The sequence below is a fragment of the Streptomyces sp. SM10 genome, from assembly GCF_002910915.1.
GTDB lineage: Bacteria > Actinomycetota > Actinomycetes > Streptomycetales > Streptomycetaceae > Streptomyces.
This window is the reverse complement of sequence record NZ_NEUF01000032.1, coordinates 1-22,592: the sequence shown is the minus strand read 5'-3', so window position 1 is coordinate 22,592 and position 22,592 is coordinate 1. Positions and strand designations below refer to the sequence as shown.

The following is a 22,592-nucleotide window of genomic DNA, read 5'->3' as shown; positions in this document are numbered from 1 at the left end:
TCAGGCCGCTCTACCTTCTTGATCGGGCTGATCGAGCCATTCGTAGGGTTGGGTCACCCAGGGGCGCTGGGTGTGGCTTTCAGGCCGCTGCCGTCTCGTGGCAATCGAGGCTTTGCCGCTCAGCGCCCCACGACGACTCGGCCGCCGATTAGGAAGTGCGAACAAGTCGCTGTGTAGAGCAATGCCGGCGAGGTCGTCCGTGGCACGAAGAGTACGAACACGCATGTCAGGAGCGCGATGAGCCGGATATGGGCGGGGATCGACGTCGGCAAGGGCCACCATCACGGCCTTGCCCTGGACGTGGACGGCAAGACACTGCTGTCGCGGCGGGTCGCCAATGACGAACCCGAGCTGCTGAAGCTGGTCGGGGATGTCCTGGACCTGGCCGACGGGCGTGAGGTCACCTGGGCGATCGACATGACCGGCGGGGAACCCGCGTTGCTGCTGGCCTTGCTGGTCAGCCACGGCCAAGAGGTCCTCTACATGCCCGGCCGACTGGTGAACCGGGCGTCCGACGGCTACCGCGGCGAGGGCAAGACCGACGCCCGCGATGCCTACGTGATCGCCGACCAGGCCCGGATGCGCCGCGACCTGCGGCCCATCCGTCCCGGTGACGAGGCAGCCATCGAGCTGAAGCTGCTGACCGGGCGCCGGTCTGACCTGGTCGAGGACCGCACCCGCGTCGTGAACCGCCTGCGCGGCACTTTGCTGAGCATGTTCCCGGCCCTGGAGCGGGCCTTGGACGTGACCAACACCGGCCCGCTCAAGCTGCTGACGGGTTACCAGACCCCGGCTTCGATCCGCCGGGCCGGCGTCGCCCGGCTGACGAAGTGGCTGGCCAACCGCAAGGTCCGCAGCGCCAAGGACCTGGCCGAAGCGGCGGTCGAGGCCGCCGCGCGCCAGCACACCGCCGTGCCTGGGGAGAAGACCATCGCGAAGCTGGTCCATACCCTGGCTGAGGAGGTGATGGCCCTCAACGCGCATATTTCCGAGATGGACAAGCTCATCGAGGGCCGGTTTCGCGAGCACGAACTCGCCGACATCGTCCTGAGCGTCCCCGGCATCGGTGCGACTCTCGGTGCCGAGTTCCTCGCCGCCGTCGGCGGCGATCTGGACGAGTTCGACTCCCCGGACGCCCTGGCGGCCTTCGCCGGCGTCGCCCCAGCACCTCGCGACTCGGGCAAGGTCAGCGGCAACCTCCACCGGCCGGTCACCTACCACCGCAGACTCCAGCGCGTCTTTTACACCTCCGCGCTCGTCAGCGTCCGCTACGACCCGAACTCACGGCAGTTCTACGACCGCAAACGCGCCGAAGGGAAGAGGCACGTCCAAGCCGTGCTCGCCCTCGCCCGCCGACGTGTCAACGTCATCTGGGCACTGATCCGCGACCGACGGTGCTACGAAGTGACACCGCCGATGGCTACGGCCGCTTGACAACAGCATTAGGAAGCCCCGAGCTCCGCCAGCGCCCCGTCCGTCAGCCGGTACACCGTCCACTCGTCCTGGGGCCGCGCCCCCAGCGCCTCGTAGAACGCGATGGACGGAGCGTTCCAGTCCAGCACCGACCACTCCAGACGCCCGTACCCGCGCTCCACGCAGATCCGCGCCAGCTCCGTCAGCAGGGCCTTCCCGTAACCGCCGCCGCGGCGCTCCGGGCGCACGTACAGGTCCTCCAGATACACACCGTGCACCCCGCGCCACGTCGAGAAGTTGAGGAACCACAGCGCGAACCCGACCACGTCGCCGTCGTCGTCCGCCACCGCGACGTGCGCGTACGCGGCCGGCCGCTCGCCGAACAGGGCCTCGTGCAGCTGCTCCTCGGTGGCGTTCGCCTCGTCGAGCGCCTTCTCGTACGCGGCGAGTTCACGGACCATGGTGTGGATGGCACGGATGTCTTCGGGGGTGGCTGCGCGAATCATGGGGGCAGCCTAGAGGGGCGGGCAGCTCCCCGGCCCCTCAGTTCCGCCCCAGCAGCCGCCGGGCGATCTCGGCGTGGTCCGGCGCCGTCCGCCGCTCCCCGCCCCGGAGCCCCCAGAGCGCGTTCTGCAGCACCCGTCCCAGCGTCCAGGCCCGCGCGCGCTCCCGGTCCAGCCCCAGCTCCCCGGTGAGCAGATCGAACCTCCAGGGCACCTCGGACGCGTCGAACCTGTTGTCCAGGGCGGGGAACAGCTCGAACCCCGGGTCGCCGGCCAGGGGCTTGGGATCCAGCACCACCCACTGCCCCGCCCGGCCGTCCTGTGCCCGCCCGGCCAGGATGTTGTCGTAGTGCAGGTCCCAGTGCAGCAACCGGTCCCCCGGCTCGCCCGCCACCTCCCGCACGGCGGCCGCGCAGTCCCGCAGCAACCGCCGCTCGTCCGCGTCCTCCAGCAGCGCGACCGCCCCGGGCGCCTCCTCCAGCATCCGGGCAACCACGTCCTCCAGCCGCCGCATCCCGGGCGGAGCCGGTACGCGGACCAGCCGGGCCAGCGACGCGGCGAGCACCCGCACCGCCGCCCGGTCGTCCGCGACACCGGCCAAGGGGCGCTGGTCGTCGAGCCGTTCCAGCAGCATGGCCCCGGTCGCCCCGTCGTGTTCCAGCAGCGCGACCGTCCCGGCGTCCGCGGCGCCCCAGACCCGTAGCGCGACCGGCTCCCCCGCCGTCTCCGCGTCCACCCTCTGCAGCTTCAGCGCAGCCCCGCGGCCGTCCGCCTCCCGCACCACCGGAAGCACCAGCGCGCACATCCCGTACATCGCAGCCCCGTCGGGACGCAGCCCCCACTCCCCCAGGAACCTCCCGGCCAGCCCGGGCAACGCGTCGGCGAACTCCGCCCCCTCCGCGCCGCCGTGCGCCCTCAGATTCGCACCCAGGTCGTACGGAACATCGATCACACGGCGAGCGTAGAGGTACCGTCCCTCCAGCGACTGGGCTGCACACGGACAAGCAGGGGACACATGAACACCGTCAACGGCGGCATTTCGTTCTGGTACGCGAACGAGGGCACCCCCGCCCCACGCGAACCCCTGCCCGGAGACAGCAGTGCCGACGTCTGCATCGTCGGCGGCGGCTACACCGGGCTCTGGACGGCGTACTACCTCAAGAAGGCCGTCCCGTTCCTCAACATCACCGTGCTGGAAGCCAAGTTCTGCGGCTACGGTGCCTCCGGCCGCAACGGCGGCTGGCTCTACAACGGCATCGCGGGCCGCGACCGCTACGCCAAGCTCCACGGCCACGACGCAGCCGTCCGCCTCCAGAAGGCCATGAACGGCACCGTCGGCGAGGTCATCCGCGTCGCCGGTGAGGAGGGCATCGACGCCGACATCCACCACGGCGGCGTCCTCGAGGTCGCCCACACCCCCTCCCAGCTGGCCCGGCTCAAGGACTTCCACTCCGTCGAGATCGCCTTCGGCGAGACGGACCGGGTCCTGCGCGGCGCCCGCGAGACCGCCGAGCGCATCCGGGTCGCCGGAGCCGTCGGCTCCAGCTGGACCCCGCACGGCGCGCGCCTGCACCCCGCCAAGCTCGTCAAGGGCCTCGCCGACACCGTGGAGGCCCTCGGCGTCACCATCCACGAGTCGACGCCTGTCACCGAGATCAAGCCCAAGCACGCCGTCACCCCGTACGGCACGGTCCGCGCCCCCTACGTGCTGCGCTGCACCGAGGGCTTCACCGCGGGTCTCAAGGGCCACCGCCGCACCTGGCTCCCGATGAACTCCTCCATGATCGTCACCGAGCCCCTGCCCAAGACCCTCTGGGACACCATCGGCTGGGAGGGCCGCGAGGCCCTCGGCGACATGGCCCACGCCTACATGTACGCCCAGCGCACAGCCGACGATCGCATCGCCCTCGGCGGCCGCGGCATCCCCTACCGCTACGGCTCGGCCACCGACAACGACGGGCGCACCCAGCCCGCCACCATCGAGGCACTGCGCGACCTGCTCGTCCGCTTCTTCCCCACCACCGCGGGCACCCGCATCGACCACGCCTGGTCCGGCGTGCTCGGCGTCCCCCGCGACTGGTGCGCCACCGTCACCCTGGACCGCAGCACCGGCCTCGGCTGGGCCGGCGGCTACGTCGGCTCGGGCGTCGCCACCGCCAACCTCGCGGCCCGCACCCTGCGCGACCTCATCCAGCAGGACTCCGGGCAGGCCGGACCCACCGACCTCACCGCCCTCCCCTGGGTCAACCACAAGGTCCGCCGCTGGGAACCCGAACCCTTCCGCTGGCTGGGCGTCCACACCCTCTATGCCGCCTACCGCACCGCCGACCGCCGCGAGACCGCCTCACCCCGGCTCGGCACCGACCGGATCGCGAAGGCGGCGGACCGCATCTCGGGACGCCACTGACCTGTCCGCGCACGGGGTGCCCGGCCGTCTCCTAGGCCAATCAGGAGAACGTGCGACTCCGTGCGGGTGACGGCACGCATCCCTGCCACCGCGCGTGCTTCCGAGCCCCCTTGACTGTCGGTCACCACACGGCTCCCCTCCCCCGGGGAGTCTTCGCGCGACCTCGACGCCCACGCGTGCCGGCCTCGGCCGCCCCGGGCCATGAGAAGGGACCGACTTTCTATGCGGGTGCTGCGGAACTTCGCCTGGAGCGCGATCGCCTCGCTCCTCCTCCTCGTCGGGCCGGCGCCGGCGGTCCACGCCGACACGGCCGACACCGGCGCGGCCCGCCCGAAGGCGGCCCAGTGCCCGACCGAGGGCAGGACGCGAGGGACGGCCGGAGCACCCAACCCGGCGCTGGAGCAGTACTACCTCGACGACTGGCGGCTCGGCCCGCGCGTCCTGCCGAGGACCGGCGCCATCGGGGCGATGCTGCGGGGCTACGACCGCACGGGCCCGCACTCCGCTTACTGGTTCCTCGGGTGCTACTGGCAGACCAACCCGGTTTCGGGCGACTCCGGTTGGTGGTACCCGGACAACGACGGCTTCGTCCTCGACCGCGCGGGCAACCCCGTCAAGAAGACGCTGACGCTCCGCGTGGGCCAGCTCGTCGACCTCTTCGGCAGCGGCCGCGGCAACTTCCTCGCCCCCGCCGGGACGCCGTACGCCAAGCGCGCGATCCCGCCGAGCAACCTCGTCAGGTACACCGACGACTACCCGTACAGCTACCACCTGTACAGGGTCGAGGAGGCGTTCACCGTGGAGGCCGGCCGCATCCGGCCCTGGTTCGGGCAGCCCGGCCTGGGCATCCAGTACAAGACGAGCCAGCGGGTCTCGGAGCTGGTCACCGCCGAGAAGCTCGAAGCCCTGAACTGATCACGACCGCACGCTCCTGGGCGGGTCCCGGCACGGCCGGGGCCCGCCCACACGCATGTGCACGAGAGGAACCAGGCGATGAACAGGACCGAGCTCACGGAGCGCCTCCGCCGCGAGGGCGTCCCGGACGCCCTGTACGAGATCCCGGGCGTCCACCCCGTGGCTCTCCAGCTGGACGCCTACTACGTCCTGCGCCCGGAGGGCGACGCCTGGCCGGTCCTGATGCGCCAGCGGGGCCAGGAGGAGGTCATCACCCGCTTCGCCACCGAGGCGGAGGCCTGCCGCTATCTGTACGACACCCTCACCGGGGCCCCGCCCCCCGTCCCGGGCGGTCCGGAACGGATCGACCGGCTGCTGGCCGACGCCGACGAGATCCAGCGCAGGGCGGAGGAGGACTTCGAACGCGCCCCCGGCCCGGACACCGACGGACCACCGGCCCCCTGACCGTGGCCGCCGGCCGCTCCCCCTGGATGTCAGCGTGCGGTAAGGGGTTCGGACGCACGGTCATCGGCCGGCCGTCGCCCCCCGCCGGTCACAGAACCCCGGGCCGGACCAGGACCATGTCCGGGACCCGGGGTTCCCGCTGCCCCTGCCTGACTCGGACCCGGCCGGGAACCGTGGCGCTTCGGACCCGGCGGCGAGACAGGGCGACCTGGGCGCCGGGTGGGCACACCCCGCCCATATCCCTTTGTCTCAGCCGTAGTTGAATGATTCTGTGGTCACTCACCGACCCGCGGCTCAGACAGGAGGGAACCGGCGTGACCTCAGGCGGGCGAAATCCGTACGACCCGCCCCGGCGGCCGGACGGCGGCCGGCCTCCACACCGGCCAGGCGGCGGCCCCGTCCCGCAACCACCGCCGTATCCCCCGTACGTACCACCCCGTTCGCTGTGGCAGCGGGTGCGCGACGACGAGTGGCCACCCCTTCGGGACCTGCTCCGGCGCATACCCGTCCACGGCTGCGTATGGGTGCCCGTGCTGCTGTGCTGCCTCTGGCCGGCGCTCGTGCTCGTCCTGTCCTATCCCCTGGCACGCTCGGCCCGCCGCCAGGCCCACCGTAGGTTCCCCCCGCACCTCCACCGCCGCATCCTGGATCCGCAGGTCATGCGCGTACAGAGGATCAGGACGTGGGCAGCCGTGGCCGTGACCCTCCTGATCCTCGTCGTCTACGGCACCGCGGCGGACTTCGAGGACCTCCAGGGGCAGTACATGGTGCGGACAGCGCTCACACCCCTGTTGTTGCTGCTCACAGCCCCTCTGGTGATCCTGATGCTGTTCCGCTTCGCGCCACCCGCCGCGAGGCCGGGCATGCGAGAGCGGCTGCGGCCCGTCATACGCTCGGCCGTCTGGTACTTCGGCGCCTTCATCAGCGTGCCGCTGCTGGCCGGTCTCACGGTGTCCGTCAACCTCTCCGTCCAGGGGTACGGGGACAGGAGCGTGTTCAGCCCGCTCATCACCATGGTCCTGTGCGTCCCGGCACTGTGGATGTCCTTCTTCGTGTTCTTCGCCACCGCGAGCGTGATCCGCACCCTTTTCGGCACGTCCGAGGTCCACGCCGCTCTCCCCGCGCTGCTGACGGGCGTGCTGGTGTGGGTACTGGCGGTCGTCAGCCCGGCCGTGTCCGGGATGCCGCCCGGCCCCCCGTTCATCCAGGTCTGCGCACTGCTCGGCGGGCCGCTGTCCGTCTCGGCGCTGGCATGGTGGGAACTCGACCGCCTGCGCGCGATCCACGGGGTGACCCTGCGGGGCTGAGCGCCGGCACTCGGGGCCCCGAACCGACGGCCGTCATCGATCGCCCTCCCCGTCGCCGTACCGGATCGCTGCCCTGGCTGCCCGAGCAAGCAGAGTCCCGCCGGGCCAGCGGACGGTTCGCTGCTGCGGTGCCGCACGATGTGGGCTGCGCTCCGCGACTGGCCGCGACAGGCCTTCATCCGCTGGATGGCGTCCCGGCCAGCTCTGATCCCGCAGCACGTTCATCTCCTGGGGAGTGTGAGGCGGAAGGTGGTTCGTCCGGGGCTGCTGTCGAGGGTGATGATTCCGTCGTGGGCGGTGATGACGGCGTGGACGATGGAGAGGCCGAGACCGGTGCTGCCCGTGCTGCGGGAGCGGGCGTGGTCGGCGCGGACGAAGCGGCCGAAGACTTCGGACTGGAGCTCTTCGGGGATGCCCGGACCGTCGTCGCTCACGCTCACGGAGACGTCGGCAGGATCTGCGGCGAGCGTGATGGTCACTTCGGTGCCGGGCGGGGTGTGGGTGCGGGCGTTGGCCAGGAGGTTGCCGATGGCCTGTTGAAGCCGGTGGGCATCGCCGGGGACGGTGACCGGCTCCTCGGGAAGGTCGAGGACCCAGTGGTGCCCGGGGCCGGCGGCGCGAGCGTCGTCGGTCGCGTTGAGGATCAGCAGGGTCAGGTCGACCGGCTCGTGTTCGAGGGGACGTCCGGCGTCGAGCCGCGCAAGGAGCAGCAGGTCGTCCACGAGGCGTGTCATGCGCTGTGACTCGGCGTCGATGCGCTCCAGGGCGTGGTGGACCTCGCCGGGAACGGTCCCCGGGTGGCGCAGGGCTGATTCGGCGTGGCCCCGGATGTTGGCGACGGGGGTGCGCAGCTCATGGCTGGCGTCGGCGGCGAACTGCCGGAGCCGTTCCTCGCTGGCCTGGCGGCGGGTGAGGGCGTCCTCGACATGTCCGAGCATGTGGTTGAGGGCAGTCCCGACCTGGCCGACCTCGGTGCGGGGGTCGGTGTCCGGGAGCGGCCCCGGCATGGCGATCTCACCGCTGGCGAGCGGCAGTCCTGCCACCTCGGCCGCCCGGGCGGTCACCCGCTGGAGGGGCCGGAGCGAGACCCGCACCCACACGGCTCCGGCGATGCCGGTGACCACGAGGGCGGCCCCGAAGAGCGCGGCTTCGACCGCTTCGAGGCGATGTACGGTCTCCTCGACCGGGTGCAGGGGCAGTCCGGTGATGAGGATGTCCTGGTCGTCACCGTAGACCGCGGTGACGCGGTAGGCCCCGAGCGTGGAGAGGCGGACGCTGCGTCCGTGGCCGTCGGCGGGGACCGCTGCCAGGGTGTGGCGATCGCCGTCGGTGAGGCGGAGGTGCCGGTCGGTGGCGTCGTCGACCACGGCGGCCTGGGTGACCCTGCCGTTCAGGAGACGGGCGCCGAGGGTCGATTCGGCCTGGCCCCGGGTGTCGGCCCGGTTGTCGGCATCGGGCCTGGCCTCGTGTTCCAGGCTGGCGGCGAACCTGCCACCGGACGCGGACAGCTGATCGTCCAGACGCCCCAGCAGGAACCCTCGCAGGGCGAGGGCCGTGGTGATGCCGACGCCGAGGCAGGCGAGAGCGAGCAGAGCGACGAGGCCCGCGGTGAGCTGACCGCGCAGGGTGCGAGGTGGCGGGCGCCTCACGGGGCTTCCGCCTTGAGGACGTAGCCGACGCCGCGCACGGTGTGGATCATCGGGGTCCGTCCGGCGTCGACCTTCTTGCGCAGGTAGCTGATGTAGAGCTCGACGATGTGGGCGCGTCCGCCGAAGTCGTACGCCCAGACCCGGTCGAGGATCTGGTCCTTGGACAGCACCCGGCGCGGGTTGCGCATCAGGAAGCGCAGCAGTTCGAACTCGGTCCGGGACAGATCGATGGTGACCCCGCCGCGCCTGACCTCCCTGGCCTCCTCGTCCATGGACAGGTCTCCCACGGTCAGCGAGTTCGTACCCGGTTCCGCCGTCATGCCGGCCCGCCGGAGCAGCCCCCGCAGCCGGGCAAGTACTTCCTCCAGGCTGTAGGGCTTGGTGACGTAGTCGTCGCCGCCCGCGGTGATGCCGGCGATACGGTCCTCGACCGCGTCGCGGGCGGTCAGGAACAGGACACACACGCTGGGCGCCTCGCGTCTCAGGGCGCGCAGGACCTGCAGGCCGTCGAGGTCGGGCAGCATCCAGTCCAGGACCACCGCGTCGGGACGGAAGTCGCGGGCGGTCGCGAGCGCGGTCGTGCCGTCGGCTGCGGTGCGGACCTGCCAGCCCTCGCTGCTCAGGACCCCGGCCAGGACGTCGGTGACGTCCGGTTCGTCGTCCACGACGAGGACCCGCACGGGGTCTCCGTCGGGCCGGTGCAGAGGCGAGGCGGTACGCGGCTTGTCCATGGTGCTTTCAGCATGACCCGGCGCCGACCGCCGCTGCGCGCCTCGTGTCTCTGAGTTTCCTCTGAATCGGCGCTGAGAGCGGCACACGGGGCGGTTTCAGAAGGTTCACAGAGGTTGGGCTGTGAGGCTGGCCGCCCATCGCCGGAAAGCACCTTGTCCGGAGGAGCACATGCCCATCACACTCGCCACCACCACGGATACCGGCCGCGGGCTGCGTCACCGCCGCCCGCGCCGCACCGCCGTGCCGTTCCTGGCGCCGCTGGTGATCTGGGCCGGAGCCGCCGGGGTACTCGCGCTGTGGTGGAGCGACACAACCTCGGTCGTCGGCCTCGCGGGCTGGCTCACCGACGCAGGGCGCATCACGGGGCTCCTGGCCGGCTACGCCTGTGCGGTCCTGCTGGTCCTGATGGCCCGCGTCCCCCTCCTGGACCACAGCATCGGCACCGACCGCCTCGCCCGCTGGCACGCCCTGGGCGGCCGCTGGACCATCTCGTTGGTCCTGGCCCACGTCCTGCTGATCATCTGGGGCTACTCCCTGACGTCCCACACGAACGTGGTCAGCCAGACCTCCACGCTCGTCCTGCACTACCCCGATCTCCTCAAGGGCACGATCGGCTTCCTGCTGTTCCTGGCCACCGGAATCCTCTCGGCCCGCGCGGCCCGCCGCAGGATGAGCTACGAGACCTGGCACTACCTGCACTTCGCCACCTATCTGGCGATCTTCCTCTCCTTCGGCCACCAGCTCTCCAACGGCGCCGACTTCGTCGGGAACCGCCCCGCCCAGATCGCCTGGTACACGCTGTTCATCGGCGTCGCCGCACTGCTCGCCTGGTACCGGTTCGCCGTCCCCGTACGACGCGGAATACGCCACCGCCTGCGGGTGGCCTGGATCCACCCGGAGGCCCCTGGGGTGATCTCCGTCCATCTCACCGGCACGCACCTGGACGAGCTGCGGGCCGAGCCGGGACAGTTCCTGCGCTGGCGCTTCCTGACCCGCGGACTGTGGTGGACCGCCAACCCGTACTCCCTCTCCGCCCCCGCACGCCCCCACCACCTGCGCATCACGGTGAAGGCCGCGGGCAGCCACAGCGCGGCCCTCGCCCACCTCGCACCCGGCACCCGGGTATGGGCGGAGGGACCGTACGGCGGCTTCACCGCGAACCGCCGCACCGCTGCCAAGGTGCTGCTCCTGGCCGGCGGCGTCGGCATCACCCCCCTGCGCGCGCTCTTCGAGACGCTGCCGGGGCACGTCACCCTCATCTACCGGGCTCGCCGCGCCGAGGACCTCGCCCTGCGTACGGAGATCGACGCGATAGCCGCCCGCCGGCAGGCCACCGTGCACTACGTCGTCGACGAACCAGCCGGATACTCCTCGCCGCTCACCGCCCAGGGCCTGAACGAGCTGGTGCCGGATCTCGCCGAGCACGACGTGTACCTGTGCGGTCCGCCCGGCATGACCCACGCCGCTGTCCACGCCCTGCGGGAAGCCGGTGTACCGGCGCGGCGCATCCACCACGAGTCGTTCGCGTTCTGAGGATCCGAGGAGAAGCCATGCGCCGAGCCGTCATCGTCACCGCCGGGACCAGCGCCCTGATCGTCGCGCTGCTCGCCCTCAAACCGCACCAGCCCCCTGCCGTCGCCGGGCCGGCCCCGCATTCCCCCACGGCACCCTCGGCCCCGCACCCCACAGGACCCTCGCGGGGCGCGTCCACGGGCACCGGCACGTTTACCGGCAAGCCGATCGATACCCAGTACGGAACCGTGCAGGTCGCCGCCACGATCGTCAAGGGACAGCTCACCGCCGTCAAGGTGCTCCAGGCGCCGGACCAGAACGGGCGTGACCAGCAGATCGCCTCCTACGCGCTGCCCCGCCTCACCCAGGAAGCGATCGGGGCGAAGAGCGCGCACATCGACGCCGTCTCCGGAGCCAGCTACACCAGCCAGGGCTACATCCAGTCCCTGCAGAGCGCCCTGGACCAAGCCCATGCCTGACACCGCACAGGGGCTCAGGCACATCGAGCACGTGATGGGCACCGTCTTCTCCTTCGACATCCGGGACAGGCCCACGACCGCCATCCGGCGGGCCCTCACCGAGGCGGTGCGGCAACTCCACGATGTCGACGCCGTGTTCTCCACCTACCGGCCGGACAGCCACATCAGCCGGCTGGACCGCGGCAGCATCCGGCTGGCCGACTGCCCACCCCAGGTCCACGAAGTGCTCTCCCTCTGCGCCCAGGCCACCCGCGTCACCGACGGCTGGTTCAGCACCGTCTCCGCCGGATCCCTCGACCCCTCGGGGCTCGTCAAGGGCTGGGCCACCGAGGCGGCATCCCAACTCCTCCACGAAGCCGGCGCGCACCACACATACGTCAACGGCGGCGGCGACCTCCAGCTCCGCAGCCGGGCAACTCCCGGCACACCATGGCGCATCGGCATCGCCCACCCACTGCGCCCCGGCGAACTCGCCACCGTCATCACCGCCGACCGCGACCTCGCCGTGGCCACGTCCGGCACCGCCGAACGCGGTGCCCACATCCTCGACCCGCACCACGGCACGCCGGCCACCACGTTCGCGTCCCTCACCGTGGTCGGCCCCCGTCTGACCATGACCGACGCCTACGCCACCGCGGCGTGTGCCAGGGGTCGGGGCGCACGGGACTGGCTGGAAGCGCTCGACGAGTACGAGGCACTCGCCGTCCTGCCCGACGGCCGGACCTGGCAGACGACGGGGTTCAGCCGACATGGGTCTTGAGACAAGGCCCGGATCCGTTCCGGCCCGCAGCGCGCGGGCACCCCCACGGGGTGACCCGGGCTTCCCACGACACACCGGCCCAGCTCACACCTGTCCAGCGTTGCACCCCAACCCAGCCCCCACCGCGAAGGAGCCCCCTGTGGGACTCGACCTGATCAACGGCATCCCCGCGCACGTCCTGCTCGCGCACATCGTGGTCGTCCTCGTACCGTTGACAGCTCTTGCGCTCGTCCTCTGCGCCATCTGGCCCTCGGTCATGCGCCGCTTCGGTCTCGCCCTCCCCGCTCTCGCCCTGGTCTCACTCATCAGCGTGCCGCTCACCACACACGCCGGCGAGTGGTTGGATCGGCACGTGGACAGCGACGCCCTGGTCCGCAAACACACCGAACTCGGCGACGAACTGATCCCCTGGGCCATCGCACTGTTCCTCGCGACCGCAGCGGTGTGGTGGTTCTACCGCCGGGCCACTCTCCGCACCCCCGATGCGCCGGAATCCACCAGCGGCACGGTGGCCACACCTCTGCGCATCACGGCTGCGGCGCTCTCCCTCGTCATCGGCGTGGGCGCCGGCGTGCAGGTCTACCGAATCGGTGACTCCGGCGCCAAAGCCGCCTGGCACGACGGCTACTCCGCCACCGCACATCCCGACCACGGCTCATACGCACCTGCTGCGATGCCCCCTGCCAAGGACCGCGCACGGAGTGTTCGGCATGCCCCGAGCGTGCTGCTGGCGGTCCGTACGGAACAGGCACGCCCCGTTGCTGTGGAGCGGACCGCACGGGCGTGCACCGCCACGTCGCGTAACCGCCATGACTCCGGGACTGCTGCACGAGTAGGTGACAGCGGGGTCTATGCAGCCAGGGCTGCGGGTGGGGTCATGATGGCTTCGTACTGGACGGGGGTCAATCGGACCAGGCGTCTCTGACGCCGGCGGCGGTGGTAGGTGCGCTCGATCCAGGTGACGATCGCGAAGCGGCAGAAGCCCAAGAAGTAGGTCCCCCAGCGGCTCCGCTCACGCAGGCCCTCCCGCCGCGCCCCGGCCATCCGGCACACCAACCCCAGAACAGCAGAAACCCCAGGTCACGGGCTATGTGACCTGGGGTTTCGTGGAGCCCCCTGTCGGATTCGAACCGACGACCTACGCATTACAAGTGCGTTGCTCTGGCCGGACTGAGCTAAGGAGGCGTGCGGGAGCAGTGTAACCAAAGCCTGGGCAGGATCCCGCGTCGAATTCGAGACCCGAGACCTACTGACAGATCGGAAACCGCCAGGTAGCGTCACCTCAGGTTCACTCCAGTGGACCACACCACTCCCTTACTCGGATCGTCCGGCACGTTCCTGCCGGTGGAGGAGAAGAATCGCCATGGCCAGTGTCACGTTCGACAAGGCGTCCCGCGTCTACCCCGGCTCCACGAAGCCGGCAGTGGACCAGCTCGAGATCGACATCGAGGACGGCGAGTTCCTCGTCCTCGTCGGTCCTTCCGGTTGTGGCAAGTCGACCTCCCTGCGCATGCTCGCGGGTCTCGAGGACGTCAACGGCGGCGCGATCCGCATCGGTGACCGCGACGTCACGCACCTGCCCCCGAAGGACCGGGACATCGCCATGGTGTTCCAGAACTACGCGCTCTACCCGCACATGTCCGTCGCGGACAACATGGGCTTCGCCCTCAAGATCGCCGGTGTGAACAAGACCGAGATCCGGGCGAAGGTCGAAGAGGCCGCCAAGATGCTGGACCTCACCGACTACCTTGACCGCAAGCCGAAGGCGCTCTCCGGTGGTCAGCGCCAGCGTGTGGCGATGGGCCGCGCCATCGTGCGTGAGCCGCAGGTCTTCCTCATGGACGAGCCGCTGTCGAACCTCGACGCCAAGCTCCGCGTGTCGACCCGTACGCAGATCGCCTCGCTGCAGCGCCGTCTCGGCATCACCACCGTGTACGTCACTCACGACCAGGTCGAGGCCCTCACCATGGGTGACCGCGTCGCCGTCCTCAAGGACGGTCTCCTCCAGCAGGTCGACTCGCCGCGCAACATGTACGACCGCCCGGCGAACCTCTTCGTGGCCGGCTTCATCGGCTCCCCGGCGATGAACCTCGTCGAGGTCCCGATCACCGACGGCGGCGTGAAGTTCGGCAACAGCGTCGTCCCGGTCTCCCGCGAGGCGCTCTCCGCCGCCGCGGACCGTGGTGACCGCACCGTCACGGTCGGCATCCGCCCCGAGCACTTCGACATCGTCGAGCACGGCGGCGCCGCCGCGACCGGCCTCTCCAAGGCCGCCTCCGAGGCCCCGGCCGGTCTGGCCGTCTCCGTCAACGTCGTCGAGGAGCTCGGCGCCGACGGCTTCGTCTACGGTGCCGCACAGGTCGGTGGCGAGCACAAGGACCTGGTCGTCCGCGTCGGCGGCCGCGCCGTCCCGGAGAAGGGCACCGAGCTCCACGTCGTGCCGCGCCCGGACGAGTTGCACGTCTTCGCCACGTCGACCGGTGAGCGCCTGACCGCCTGACCCGTCCGATCCAGCCGCCACGGCCCCGCGTCCCTCCCGGACGCGGGGCCGTTCGCGTGTCGCGGGGAGGATCGGGTTTCGGATCCTTGGGACGCCAAATACCCTGGCACACCGGTCAATTCGCCCCACCGCGTCAACGTCTGATTCGAAATAGCCACTCGAACCATCCCCCGCAAGAGTGACGAAATGTCGCCAAGTCATCACTGCCCGCTACGCTCGCCTGCGTGACCCACACCGCGCGCCGTATCGGCCGAACCCTCGCTCTCGTACTGCCCGTCGTCATGGTCCTGTCCGGGACCCTCGCGGTCACCCGCGTGCAGTGGTCGGGGCAGGACACCGAGACCCAGTTGCTGACCACCGCCTCGGAGACCGTGTCCAAGCAGGCGAAGGCCCGTGCCCCCCAGGACATCCTGCGGGACAAGCTCCTGCTGGAGCTCCGCGAGAAGGACCCGGGTGTCGCTCTGACGAGCCTCCAGCGCACCGTGGAGGGGCGCCCCTCGCTCGCCAAGCACTGCATGTCGATCGCCAAGGCGCTCGGCAAGGCCGCCGTCGACCAGTACGGTCCGACGCGCGCCCACCGCTTCTCCCGGCCGGTCTGCGACACCTCGTTCGCCTCGGGCGTCGCACAGTTCAGCTGAGCCGGGCATGTCCGGGCACGGCATATCGTGCCTGGCATGCATACGTATCCGACGCAGGCCGTGATCCTGGCGGGTGGTCAGGGCTCACGGCTGCGCCCGTACACCGATGACCGCCCCAAGCCGATGGTCGAGATCCCGGGGACCGGGACCCCGATCATCGGCCATCAGCTGTCCTGGCTGGCCGCCGAGGGCGTCATCGACGCCGTGATCTCGTGCGGCCATCTTGCCGATGTGCTGCAGGAGTGGCTGGACTCGGCCGATCTTCCGTTGCGTGTCACGACCGTCGTCGAGACCGAGCCCTTGGGCCGGGGCGGCGGTCTCAGGCATGCCGCGACGAGGCTGCCCGATCCGTCGGAGCCCTGGTATGCGACCAACGGTGACATCTGGACCCGCTTCTCGCTGCGGGAGATGGCCGCGTTCCACGCCGAGCGGGACGCCACGGCGACGCTCGCGCTCGCCCGCCCGCGCATCCCGTGGGGCGCGGTGGAGACGGACGCGTTCGGCCACATCACCGACTTCATCGAGTCGCCGCCGTCGCCGTATCTGATCAACGCGGGCGTGTACGTCTTCGCGCCCGCGTTCACCGGGATGCTGCCGGACCGCGGCGACCACGAGCGGACCACGTTCCCCCGGCTCGCCCGCGAGCGCCGGCTGGCCGGGTTCCCGTTGCCGCACGGGGCGTACTGGCGGGCCATCGACACCGCGAAGGACCTCACGGAGGCGGCGAGGGAGCTGGGCGCCCACGCGGGCGAATGACGCCCGGCCCCTGCGTACGGGAGGGCGGCCACCGGATGTCCGGTGGCCGCCCTCGCGGTGTGGTGGGGAGCCGGGTCAGCCCAGCAGGCCGCCGATGGGGTTCTGGCCCGCGCCACCGGAGGACGAGGAGCCGCCGTCCGATCCGCCGCTCGTGCCACCGCCGTCGGAGCCGCCGGTCGTGCCTCCCGAGCCGGCCGGTCCGGACGAGCTGGGACCGGCGTCACCGGTCGGGGGCACCTCCGGTGCGGGCTCCTGCGGAGGCGCCTGTCCGGTGCCCTGCGTCTGGCTGGGCCGGCCCGTGCTGGCACCCGCCGTCGGGGAGGAGTCACGCGAGGACTCGGAACCCGGGGTGGACTCCTCGGCCGACGGGGTGCCGGGCGCGCTGGAGGGGGACGTCTCGGGCGTGCGGTTCTCCGGAGTGCTGGAGGGCTTGCGCTTCTTGCCCTCGGACTCACCGGGGAGCGGGGAGCCGGGCAGCTGGTTGGTCGGGTAGCTGTCGGGTCCCGGCACGGTGACGACCTCGGTGGAGCGGACCGCCCCGCCGAGCATGGAGCCGACCAGCAGGGTCAGGCCGACGACGACCGTGGCGACCACGGCCCCGCGGCGCAGCACCCGGCGGCGGAGGTCCCAGATCTCGGAGCGCGGGCCGAGCGTGCGCCAGGCCTCCCCCGCGAGACGTCCGTCGAGCGAGTAGACGGGGGCACCGGCGATGACGAGCGGGCTCCAGGCGGCCAGCAGGATGATGTCCGGGGTGTCGTAGGCGGCGGCCGTGCGCCAGCTGACCGTCACCAGGATGGCGGCGGAGAGCAGGACGCCGAAGGCCGCGGCCACCCGCTGCCAGAGTCCGAGGACGGTGAGGACACCGACGACGACCTGGAGGAAGGCCACGGAGAGCCCGGCGGCGACCGGGTGGGAGAGGGCGAAGTCGCGCAGGGGTTCGGCGGCGGCCCACGGGTGCAGCGAGGTCAGCCACTTGACCATGGAGCCACGGTCGCCGCCGTCGAAGTAGGCGGGGTCGCAGAGCTTGCCCATGCCCGCGTAGATGGAGAGGAAGCCGAGGATGACGCGGAGCGGGAGGAGCACGACGCCGAGGTTCATCCGGCGGCCGGGGTAGTAGGCGTGCCGGACGGTGTCGCCGGCGCGGCGCCGTTCCCCGGCGGAGGAGCCGCCCTGGCCGTCGGTGCTCGGCTCGTCGTCGTCGGCGAGGTCGTACGCGTCGCGGGCCGGCGGCTCGACGCCGTCGTACGCGCCGACGGCCTGCCGCATGGGAGGCAGCAACGGTCCGGTACGCCCGCCTCCGGGCCGCTGGGGCGCGAGGAGTACGGGGTTGGGCTGGGTCTCGTCGAGGCGCGGGATGACCTGGGTGCCGCCGCCGTCGCCCGTACCGAAGTCGCCGCCGGGGCGCGCTTCGAGGTGGCCGGCGGTGGAGTTCCGTACGGCCTGCAGGAGTCCGGTCGCTCCGGGGTCGCCCGGTTCGGACCTGCCGCTCCACACGACGGGAGCCCGCCTCCGGCCGCCCGCGCCGCCCATGGCGGGGATCCTGACCGGTCCGGCGGAGCCCACGGGGCGCAGACGGGTGCGCTGGCCCGGGGCGAGCTGCACCCGGAAGCTGGCGTGGCTGACGATGACCTGCGCGGGGTCGCTGTCCACCTTTGTCATGCTCAGGGCGGGTTGGTCGTCGAACCGAGGCGTTCTGGTGTCCACACTCATCTAACCGAGTGATGTGTGATTAGGACACTGCCTTGACGCGTCCGAAGTGTCCGAGACCCGTCAACAGCCCGCAGTGGGGCGCGCGTCCGTGTACGCCGGGCGCTCGGAGCGGGAGCACAGCGCGCGCCGCCCGGCGGCTTCGCGCAGGTCCCGGGGCGGCCGTGGGCTCGGCCCGGACCGGCTGCCGCAGGGGCGAGCCGCCACCGCCGGCTCACCCCCGTACCTCGTCCCGGTGTCCGTACGGGGGTGAGCCGGTGCGGAGATCGACTGCCGCATCGGGCCCGGCGCCCCGCAGACGGGTGGCGTACTCCACCCGGCACGGGTGCGCCTCGGCGTCGCGATGCGGTGGACAACTCCACCGGGGCCGGGCACGTGCCCGCGGGGCCGAGGGGCATGAGGGGCTGAGGTCATGAGGGGCCGAGGAGCACCCACCGGGTTCGGTCGCGCCGGTACCGGCCGTCGGTGGGCGCGGGTGCCGTGGGGAACAGGTGTGGTCCCGCGTCCGGACACGGGCGAAAGCCCCGGCGCGGGCGGCCGACGGTCGTCGCCGGGACCACGGTGACGGGCGGGCATCGCCGGAGGCCGCCGGTGACGGGCGAGCTGCACGCGGGCAGCCCTCAGCCGGTCGTCTCACCGGCGCCCGGGCAGGGACGCGGACGCTCCCGCGGAGTGCGTGAAGACCCCGGACGCGGGCAGGCAGGGCCCCAGGCTCCGGCCCCCTGCCGTCCTGCGGGTGTCACGCCCTGCGGCGGGCCACCTCGTAGAGGACGATGCCGGCGGCGACACCGGCGTTGAGGGACTCGGCACCGCCCGGCATGGAGATCCGGACCCGGTAGTCGCAGGTCTCGCCGACGAGGCGGCCCAGGCCCTTGCCCTCGCTGCCGATGACGACGACGACGGGGCCCGCCAGGGCCTCCAGGTCCTCGACCGTGTGCTCGCCGTCGGCGGCGAGGCCGACGACGGTGAGGCCGGCCTTCTGGTAGGCCTCCAGGGCGCGGGTCAGGTTCGTGACGCGCGAGACGGGGGTCCGGGCCGCGGTGCCCGCCGAGGACTTCCAGGCTCCGGCGGTCATGCCGGCCGCCCTGCGCTCGGGAACGACGACGCCGTGGCCGCCGAAGGCGGAGACGGAGCGGACGATCGCGCCGAGGTTGCGGGGGTCCGTGACGCCGTCGAGGGCGACGATCAGCGGGTCCTCGTTGTTGTCGTACGCGGCTGCGGTGAGGTCCTCCGGGTGCGCGTACTCGTACGGCGGGACCTGGAGCACGAGGCCCTGGTGGTTCAGGCCGTTCGTCATCCGGTCGAGCTCGGGGCGCGGGGCCTCCATGAGGTGGATGTTGCCGCGCTCACCGGCGAGCTGGAGGGCCTCGCGGACCCGCTCGTCGTTCTCGATGTACTGCTGGACGTAGAGGGTGGTCGCGGGCACGCCGTCACGCAGCGCCTCGAAGACCGGGTTACGGCCGACGACCATCTCCGACGTGCCCTTGGCGCCGCCACGGCGCGGGGCGGGGCGGCGGGACGCGGCCTGCTTGGCCTGGGCGTTCGCCACCCTGTTCTTCTTGTGTCCCTTGCGGGCGGAGGCGGGCGGCGTCGGTCCCTTGCCTTCGAGAGCACGGCGTCGGTTACCGCCGCTGCCGACCTGCATGCCCTTCTTGTTGGACGTGCGGCGGTTCCTGCGCTGGCTGTTCCCGGCCATGACCTACCTGTTTCGTTGCTTCAGAAAAACGTCGTCAAGTGAAAGTGTGCCGCCCGGACGGCCGGGCGGCACATTTGCGCTGTTCACGCATGGTGCGAGATCCGCTCAGCGCGGGCCGAGAGTCCACCGGGGTCCGCTGGGGCTGTCCTCGATGACGAGACCGGACTGGTTGAGCTGGTCGCGGATCGCGTCGGCGGCGGGCCAGTCCTTGCACTCCCGGGCCGACTGGCGCTGGTCGAGCACGAGCCGTACGAGGGTGTCGACGACGCCGTGCAGATCCTCGCCGCGGTCGCTCTCGCCCGCCCAGTGCGGGTCGAGCGGGTCCAGGCCGAGGACGCCGAGCATCGCGCGCACCTCGGCGAGGCGGGCGACGGCGGCTTCCTTGTCGTCGGCGGCGAGCGCGGAATTGCCCTGCCGGACCGTGGTGTGGACGATCGCGAGCGCCTGCGGGACGCCGAGGTCGTCGTCCATGGCATCGGCGAACGCCGGTGGGACCTCGGGGGCGGCCTCCACCGGGCCCGCCTTCTCGACGACGCGCTGGACGAAGCCCTCGATCCGCGCGAAGGCGGACTCGGCCTCGCGCAGGGCCTCCTCGCTGTACTCGATCATGGACCGGTAGTGCGGGGTGCCGAGGTAGTAGCGCAGGACGATCGGGCGCCAGGCCTTGACCATCTCGCTGACCAGCACGGAGTTGCCGAGGGACTTCGACATCTTCTCGCCGGACATGGTGACCCAGCCGTTGTGCACCCAGTACTTCGCGAACTCGTCGCCGAAGGCCTTGGCCTGCGCGATCTCGTTCTCGTGGTGCGGGAAGATCAGGTCGATGCCGCCGCCGTGGATGTCGAAGGCGGTGCCGAGGTACTTGTGGGCCATCGCGGAGCACTCGAGGTGCCAGCCGGGACGGCCACGGCCCCAGGGGGTCTCCCAGCTGGGCTCGCCCGGCCTGGCCGACTTCCACATGGCGAAGTCGCGCTTGTCCCGCTTGCCGGTCTCGTTGTCACCGGACGGCTGGCGCAGGTCGTCGAGGTCCTGGTTGGAGAGCTCCAGATACCCCTCGTACGAGCGGACGTCGAAGTAGACGTTGCCGTCGGCCTCGTAGGCGTGGCCACGCTCGATGAGGCCGCGCATCATCTCGACCATCTCGGTGATGTGACCGGTGGCGCGCGGTTCGTACGTGGGCGGGAGGCAGCCCAGGGCGGCGTAGCCGTCGTTGAAGGCGCGCTCGTTCTCGTAGCCGATGGACCACCAGGGGCGGCCCTGCTCGGCGGACTTCCTGATGATCTTGTCGTCGATGTCGGTGACATTCCGGATGAACGTCACGTCGTAGCCGCGGTATTCGAACCAGCGGCGCATGATGTCGAAGTTCAGCCCGGACCTGATGTGCCCGATGTGCGGGGCGGCCTGGACAGTCGCGCCACAGAGGTAGATCGAGACGCAGCCCGCTGCGAGCGGGACGAAGTCACGGATCTGCCGGGCGTCGGTGTCGTACAGGCGAATAGTCACCCCTCAAGGGTAGTGGGCCCGCACCAGTGCCCAGCGCCCCCTGTGGAAAACGTGTCACAACTAATCGGTGACGGTGGTGACGGGCTCCGGAGTGCGCTCCCGGCCGGGCAGCGTCAGCGCGAGCGCGGCACCCGCCAGGGGGACGGCCGCGAGCACCGTCCACAGGACGGGGCCGGGCGCGTCGAGGAGCGTTCCGGTGGCGGCGCTGCCCACGAGGACGGCGAGGCCGGAGACCGAGGACAGCGCGCCGGTGGCGAGCCCGAGCCGGTGGTCCTCCACCAGATCAGGTACGAGCCCCCGGACCGCAGGGACCAGCAGCATCTGGCCGAGCGTGAGCAGGACGACGAGCGACGCCGCGGGGAGCAGCCCGGCCGGCCCGGCGGGCGTGAGGGGCACCGCGGCGAAGCCGGCGCCGACGGCCGTGAGGCCCGTGACGAGGGCGGCCCGGGGCGCGATGCGCCGTGCGGACCAGCGGGTCAGGGGCAGCTGCGCGACGACGACGAGCAGGGACGAGAGCGCGAAGAGTCCGCCGAGCGCAGCCTGTGAGCCGGTGGCCCTCTCCACCTCCTCCGGCAGGGCGAGATAGAGCTGGTTGTAGGAGACGAGGTAGGTGCTGAAGACGAGGCAGAGCACGAGGAAGGGCCGGTCGGCGACGGTGCGCCGGAGGCCGCCCGTGCCCGTGACGGCCCGGACGCGGCGTGGACGGTGGGGCATGAGGCGGGCGTGTCCCGCGAGCACGCCGACGAAGACCACGGCTCCGGCGAGGCAGGCCGTGCGGAATCCGCCTCCGAGCAGCAGCAGGAGACTGCCCAGCAGGGGGCCGAGGAAGGCCCCGGCCTGGCCGGCGGCGGAGAACACGGCCAGCACCTGGGCGCGCGGCGTCCCGGTCCTCTTCTCGTACGCGACGGCGCTCCGGGCGGTCTCCGACTCGACGGCGGGTGAGAAGAGGGCGGCGGCGAAGCCGATGAGGAGCACGGCGCCGATGACGGTGGCGGTGGAGTCCGCCCCGGCGAGCCAGCAGAAGCCGGCGACGCGCAGGACACAGCCGGTGAGGACGACGGGCCGGGGACCGTAGCGGTCGGTGAGGGCGCCGCCGACGACGAAGAGTCCCTGCTGGCTGAAGGTGCGCAGACCGAGCACGAGCCCGACGAGCCAGCCGGCCATGCCGAGTCCGTCGCCGAGGTGGGCCGCGAGATAGGGCAGGACCGCGTAGAAGCCGGTGTTGAAAGCGAACTGGGTGGCGCTCAGGAGCCGGAGGTAGGGCCTCAGGTCCGGGCCGTCGGCGGCCGGCCGGATGCCCGCCTGGGCTGTCGTCACCCGCGTCCCCTGCCGCGTGGGAGCGCATCCGTCGTCCGCACCCCGCGCCCCCTGCCGCGTACGGCCGCCGAGGTGAGCACCGCGAGGGCGCCGAGGGCGGCGAGCGCGGCGGCGGGGGCGAGGACGGCCCAGGGGGCGCGTTCGGCGTAGGGCATGTTCTCCGAGAGCATGCGGCCCCACTCCGGCTCCGGGGCGGGGGTCCCGAGGCCGAGGAAGCCGAGGGACGCCAGCGCCAGGGCGATGGCGGGGACGCGCAGGACGGCGTGGCGTACGACGGGCGGCACGACGCCGGGCAGGATGTGGCGGCGCAGCCGGTGCCAGGGCCCGGCGCCGAGGGCGCGGGCGACGGCGACG

The 22,592-nt window shown here is 71.7% G+C and carries 21 protein-coding genes, 1 tRNA gene and 1 pseudogene; 12 read left to right on the top strand and 11 right to left on the bottom strand.

The features are described 5' to 3' along the window. The first annotated feature begins 237 nt into the window (after positions 1–237). Positions 238–1,434: an IS110 family transposase gene (locus tag B9S57_RS02875; RefSeq protein ID WP_103513951.1), complete on the top strand. Its 1,197-nt coding sequence runs from the start codon at positions 238–240 to the stop codon at positions 1,432–1,434. A gap of 8 nt (positions 1,435–1,442) precedes the next feature. Here B9S57_RS02875 and B9S57_RS02870 read toward each other — a convergent pair whose 3' ends face one another. Both B9S57_RS02870 and B9S57_RS02865 read right to left on the bottom strand, forming a co-directional pair. Continuing rightward, the gene (locus B9S57_RS02870) at positions 1,443–1,919 is read right to left on the bottom strand and encodes a GNAT family N-acetyltransferase (protein ID WP_103513950.1); all 477 of its coding nucleotides are present in this window, start codon (positions 1,917–1,919) and stop codon (positions 1,443–1,445) included. A 37-nt stretch (positions 1,920–1,956) separates the two neighbouring features. Next, positions 1,957–2,898 (bottom strand): aminoglycoside phosphotransferase family protein, encoded by a 942-nt coding sequence (locus B9S57_RS02865; RefSeq protein WP_374935907.1) that lies wholly within the window; start codon positions 2,896–2,898, stop codon positions 1,957–1,959. A 33-nt stretch (positions 2,899–2,931) separates the two neighbouring features. Between B9S57_RS02865 and B9S57_RS02860 the strand changes: the two genes are divergently transcribed. The 4 genes from B9S57_RS02860 (at position 2,932) to B9S57_RS34105 (ending at position 6,989) form a co-directional block, all read left to right on the top strand. After that, positions 2,932–4,323, top strand: a complete 1,392-nt coding sequence (locus B9S57_RS02860; protein WP_103513948.1) for an FAD-binding oxidoreductase — start codon at positions 2,932–2,934, stop codon at positions 4,321–4,323. 222 nt (positions 4,324–4,545) lie between these two features. Continuing rightward, positions 4,546–5,238 (top strand): TNT domain-containing protein, encoded by a 693-nt coding sequence (locus tag B9S57_RS02855; protein ID WP_103513947.1) that lies wholly within the window; start codon positions 4,546–4,548, stop codon positions 5,236–5,238. Positions 5,239–5,316: 78 nt separating this feature from the next. After that, the gene (locus tag B9S57_RS02850; RefSeq protein ID WP_103513946.1) at positions 5,317–5,682 is read left to right on the top strand and encodes a hypothetical protein; all 366 of its coding nucleotides are present in this window, start codon (positions 5,317–5,319) and stop codon (positions 5,680–5,682) included. 455 nt (positions 5,683–6,137) lie between these two features. Then, positions 6,138–6,989, top strand: a complete 852-nt coding sequence (locus tag B9S57_RS34105) for a hypothetical protein (protein ID WP_181011209.1) — start codon at positions 6,138–6,140, stop codon at positions 6,987–6,989. 221 nt (positions 6,990–7,210) lie between these two features. On the opposite strand, the gene B9S57_RS02840 is transcribed toward B9S57_RS34105, so the two are convergent. Together B9S57_RS02840 and B9S57_RS02835 are read right to left on the bottom strand one after the other, a co-directional pair. After that, positions 7,211–8,638: a cell wall metabolism sensor histidine kinase WalK gene (locus tag B9S57_RS02840; RefSeq protein WP_103513944.1), complete on the bottom strand. Its 1,428-nt coding sequence runs from the start codon at positions 8,636–8,638 to the stop codon at positions 7,211–7,213. Next, the gene (locus B9S57_RS02835) at positions 8,635–9,369 is read right to left on the bottom strand and encodes a response regulator transcription factor (protein ID WP_103513943.1); all 735 of its coding nucleotides are present in this window, start codon (positions 9,367–9,369) and stop codon (positions 8,635–8,637) included. The genes B9S57_RS02840 and B9S57_RS02835 overlap by 4 nt, the downstream gene beginning before the upstream one ends. A 169-nt stretch (positions 9,370–9,538) precedes the next feature. On the opposite strand from B9S57_RS02835, the gene B9S57_RS02830 reads away from it, so the two are divergent. The 4 genes from B9S57_RS02830 to B9S57_RS36165 all read left to right on the top strand — a co-directional run bounded on the left by B9S57_RS02830 (position 9,539) and on the right by B9S57_RS36165 (position 13,046). After that, positions 9,539–10,903 (top strand): ferric reductase-like transmembrane domain-containing protein, encoded by a 1,365-nt coding sequence (locus tag B9S57_RS02830; RefSeq protein ID WP_103513942.1) that lies wholly within the window; start codon positions 9,539–9,541, stop codon positions 10,901–10,903. Positions 10,904–10,920: 17 nt separating this feature from the next. Then, positions 10,921–11,361: an FMN-binding protein gene (locus B9S57_RS02825; protein ID WP_103513941.1), complete on the top strand. Its 441-nt coding sequence runs from the start codon at positions 10,921–10,923 to the stop codon at positions 11,359–11,361. Next, entirely contained in the window at positions 11,354–12,121 is a 768-nt protein-coding gene (locus tag B9S57_RS02820; protein ID WP_103513940.1) for an FAD:protein FMN transferase, read from the top strand. Before B9S57_RS02825 ends, B9S57_RS02820 begins: the two co-directional genes overlap by 8 nt. A gap of 139 nt (positions 12,122–12,260) precedes the next feature. Beyond that, positions 12,261–13,046 (top strand): DUF2231 domain-containing protein, encoded by a 786-nt coding sequence (locus B9S57_RS36165; RefSeq protein ID WP_374935906.1) that lies wholly within the window; start codon positions 12,261–12,263, stop codon positions 13,044–13,046. Here the strand turns inward: B9S57_RS36165 and B9S57_RS36325 are convergent. Continuing rightward, positions 12,971–13,135, bottom strand: a pseudogene (locus B9S57_RS36325) (IS3 family transposase); the annotation flags it as partial. The gene B9S57_RS36165 and the pseudogene B9S57_RS36325 overlap by 76 nt on opposite strands. 93 nt (positions 13,136–13,228) lie before the next feature. Then, positions 13,229–13,306: transfer RNA gene (locus tag B9S57_RS02805), tRNA-Thr, on the bottom strand. Positions 13,307–13,484: 178 nt separating this feature from the next. Here B9S57_RS02805 and B9S57_RS02800 point away from each other — a divergent pair. The 3 genes from B9S57_RS02800 to B9S57_RS02790 all read left to right on the top strand — a co-directional run bounded on the left by B9S57_RS02800 (position 13,485) and on the right by B9S57_RS02790 (position 16,015). Next, positions 13,485–14,621 carry an ABC transporter ATP-binding protein gene (locus B9S57_RS02800; RefSeq protein WP_103513938.1) on the top strand — a complete coding sequence of 379 codons (1,137 nt, stop codon included), beginning with the start codon at positions 13,485–13,487 and terminating at the stop codon, positions 14,619–14,621. Between the two features lie 224 nt (positions 14,622–14,845). After that, on the top strand, positions 14,846–15,259 hold the full coding sequence (locus B9S57_RS02795) for a hypothetical protein (protein ID WP_103513937.1): 414 nt from the start codon (positions 14,846–14,848) through the stop codon (positions 15,257–15,259). Between the two features lie 36 nt (positions 15,260–15,295). Continuing rightward, complete coding sequence (locus B9S57_RS02790) at positions 15,296–16,015, top strand: nucleotidyltransferase family protein (RefSeq protein ID WP_103513936.1); 720 nt, start codon at positions 15,296–15,298, stop codon at positions 16,013–16,015. A 75-nt stretch (positions 16,016–16,090) separates the two neighbouring features. Here the strand turns inward: B9S57_RS02790 and B9S57_RS02785 are convergent, their stop codons facing one another. The 5 genes from B9S57_RS02785 to B9S57_RS02765 form a co-directional block, all read right to left on the bottom strand. Then, complete coding sequence (locus tag B9S57_RS02785) at positions 16,091–17,725, bottom strand: DoxX family membrane protein (protein WP_181011208.1); 1,635 nt, start codon at positions 17,723–17,725, stop codon at positions 16,091–16,093. 736 nt (positions 17,726–18,461) lie between these two features. Next, positions 18,462–19,418, bottom strand: coding sequence for a 23S rRNA (guanosine(2251)-2'-O)-methyltransferase RlmB (gene rlmB, locus B9S57_RS02780; RefSeq protein WP_103513934.1), 957 nt, complete (start codon positions 19,416–19,418; stop codon positions 18,462–18,464). A gap of 105 nt (positions 19,419–19,523) precedes the next feature. Further along, positions 19,524–20,921 carry a cysteine--tRNA ligase gene (gene cysS, locus B9S57_RS02775; RefSeq protein ID WP_103513933.1) on the bottom strand — a complete coding sequence of 466 codons (1,398 nt, stop codon included), beginning with the start codon at positions 20,919–20,921 and terminating at the stop codon, positions 19,524–19,526. A 60-nt stretch (positions 20,922–20,981) separates the two neighbouring features. Continuing rightward, the gene (locus B9S57_RS02770) at positions 20,982–22,238 is read right to left on the bottom strand and encodes an MFS transporter (protein WP_103513932.1); all 1,257 of its coding nucleotides are present in this window, start codon (positions 22,236–22,238) and stop codon (positions 20,982–20,984) included. Then, a partial coding sequence (locus tag B9S57_RS02765) for an ABC transporter permease subunit (RefSeq protein WP_146057703.1) occupies positions 22,235–22,592 on the bottom strand: 358 nt, incomplete at its 5' end. The genes B9S57_RS02765 and B9S57_RS02770, both read right to left, overlap by 4 nt.

Excerpts from the sequence above, each read along its gene's own strand:
- B9S57_RS02820 (WP_103513940.1), top strand. The coding sequence starts at position 11,354 with ATGCCTGACACCGCACAGGGGCTCAGGCACATCGAGCACGTGATGGGC.
- B9S57_RS02835 (WP_103513943.1), bottom strand. The coding sequence starts at position 9,369 with ATGGACAAGCCGCGTACCGCCTCGCCTCTGCACCGGCCCGACGGAGAC.
- B9S57_RS02860 (WP_103513948.1), top strand. The coding sequence starts at position 2,932 with ATGAACACCGTCAACGGCGGCATTTCGTTCTGGTACGCGAACGAGGGC.
- B9S57_RS02825 (WP_103513941.1), top strand. The coding sequence starts at position 10,921 with ATGCGCCGAGCCGTCATCGTCACCGCCGGGACCAGCGCCCTGATCGTC.
- B9S57_RS02855 (WP_103513947.1), top strand. The coding sequence starts at position 4,546 with ATGCGGGTGCTGCGGAACTTCGCCTGGAGCGCGATCGCCTCGCTCCTC.
- B9S57_RS02875 (WP_103513951.1), top strand. The coding sequence starts at position 238 with ATGAGCCGGATATGGGCGGGGATCGACGTCGGCAAGGGCCACCATCAC.
- rlmB (WP_103513934.1), bottom strand. The coding sequence starts at position 19,418 with ATGGCCGGGAACAGCCAGCGCAGGAACCGCCGCACGTCCAACAAGAAG.
- B9S57_RS02790 (WP_103513936.1), top strand. The coding sequence starts at position 15,296 with ATGCATACGTATCCGACGCAGGCCGTGATCCTGGCGGGTGGTCAGGGC.
- B9S57_RS02785 (WP_181011208.1), bottom strand. The coding sequence starts at position 17,725 with ATGAGTGTGGACACCAGAACGCCTCGGTTCGACGACCAACCCGCCCTG.
- B9S57_RS02850 (WP_103513946.1), top strand. The coding sequence starts at position 5,317 with ATGAACAGGACCGAGCTCACGGAGCGCCTCCGCCGCGAGGGCGTCCCG.
- B9S57_RS02870 (WP_103513950.1), bottom strand. The coding sequence starts at position 1,919 with ATGATTCGCGCAGCCACCCCCGAAGACATCCGTGCCATCCACACCATG.
- B9S57_RS02830 (WP_103513942.1), top strand. The coding sequence starts at position 9,539 with ATGCCCATCACACTCGCCACCACCACGGATACCGGCCGCGGGCTGCGT.
- B9S57_RS02800 (WP_103513938.1), top strand. The coding sequence starts at position 13,485 with ATGGCCAGTGTCACGTTCGACAAGGCGTCCCGCGTCTACCCCGGCTCC.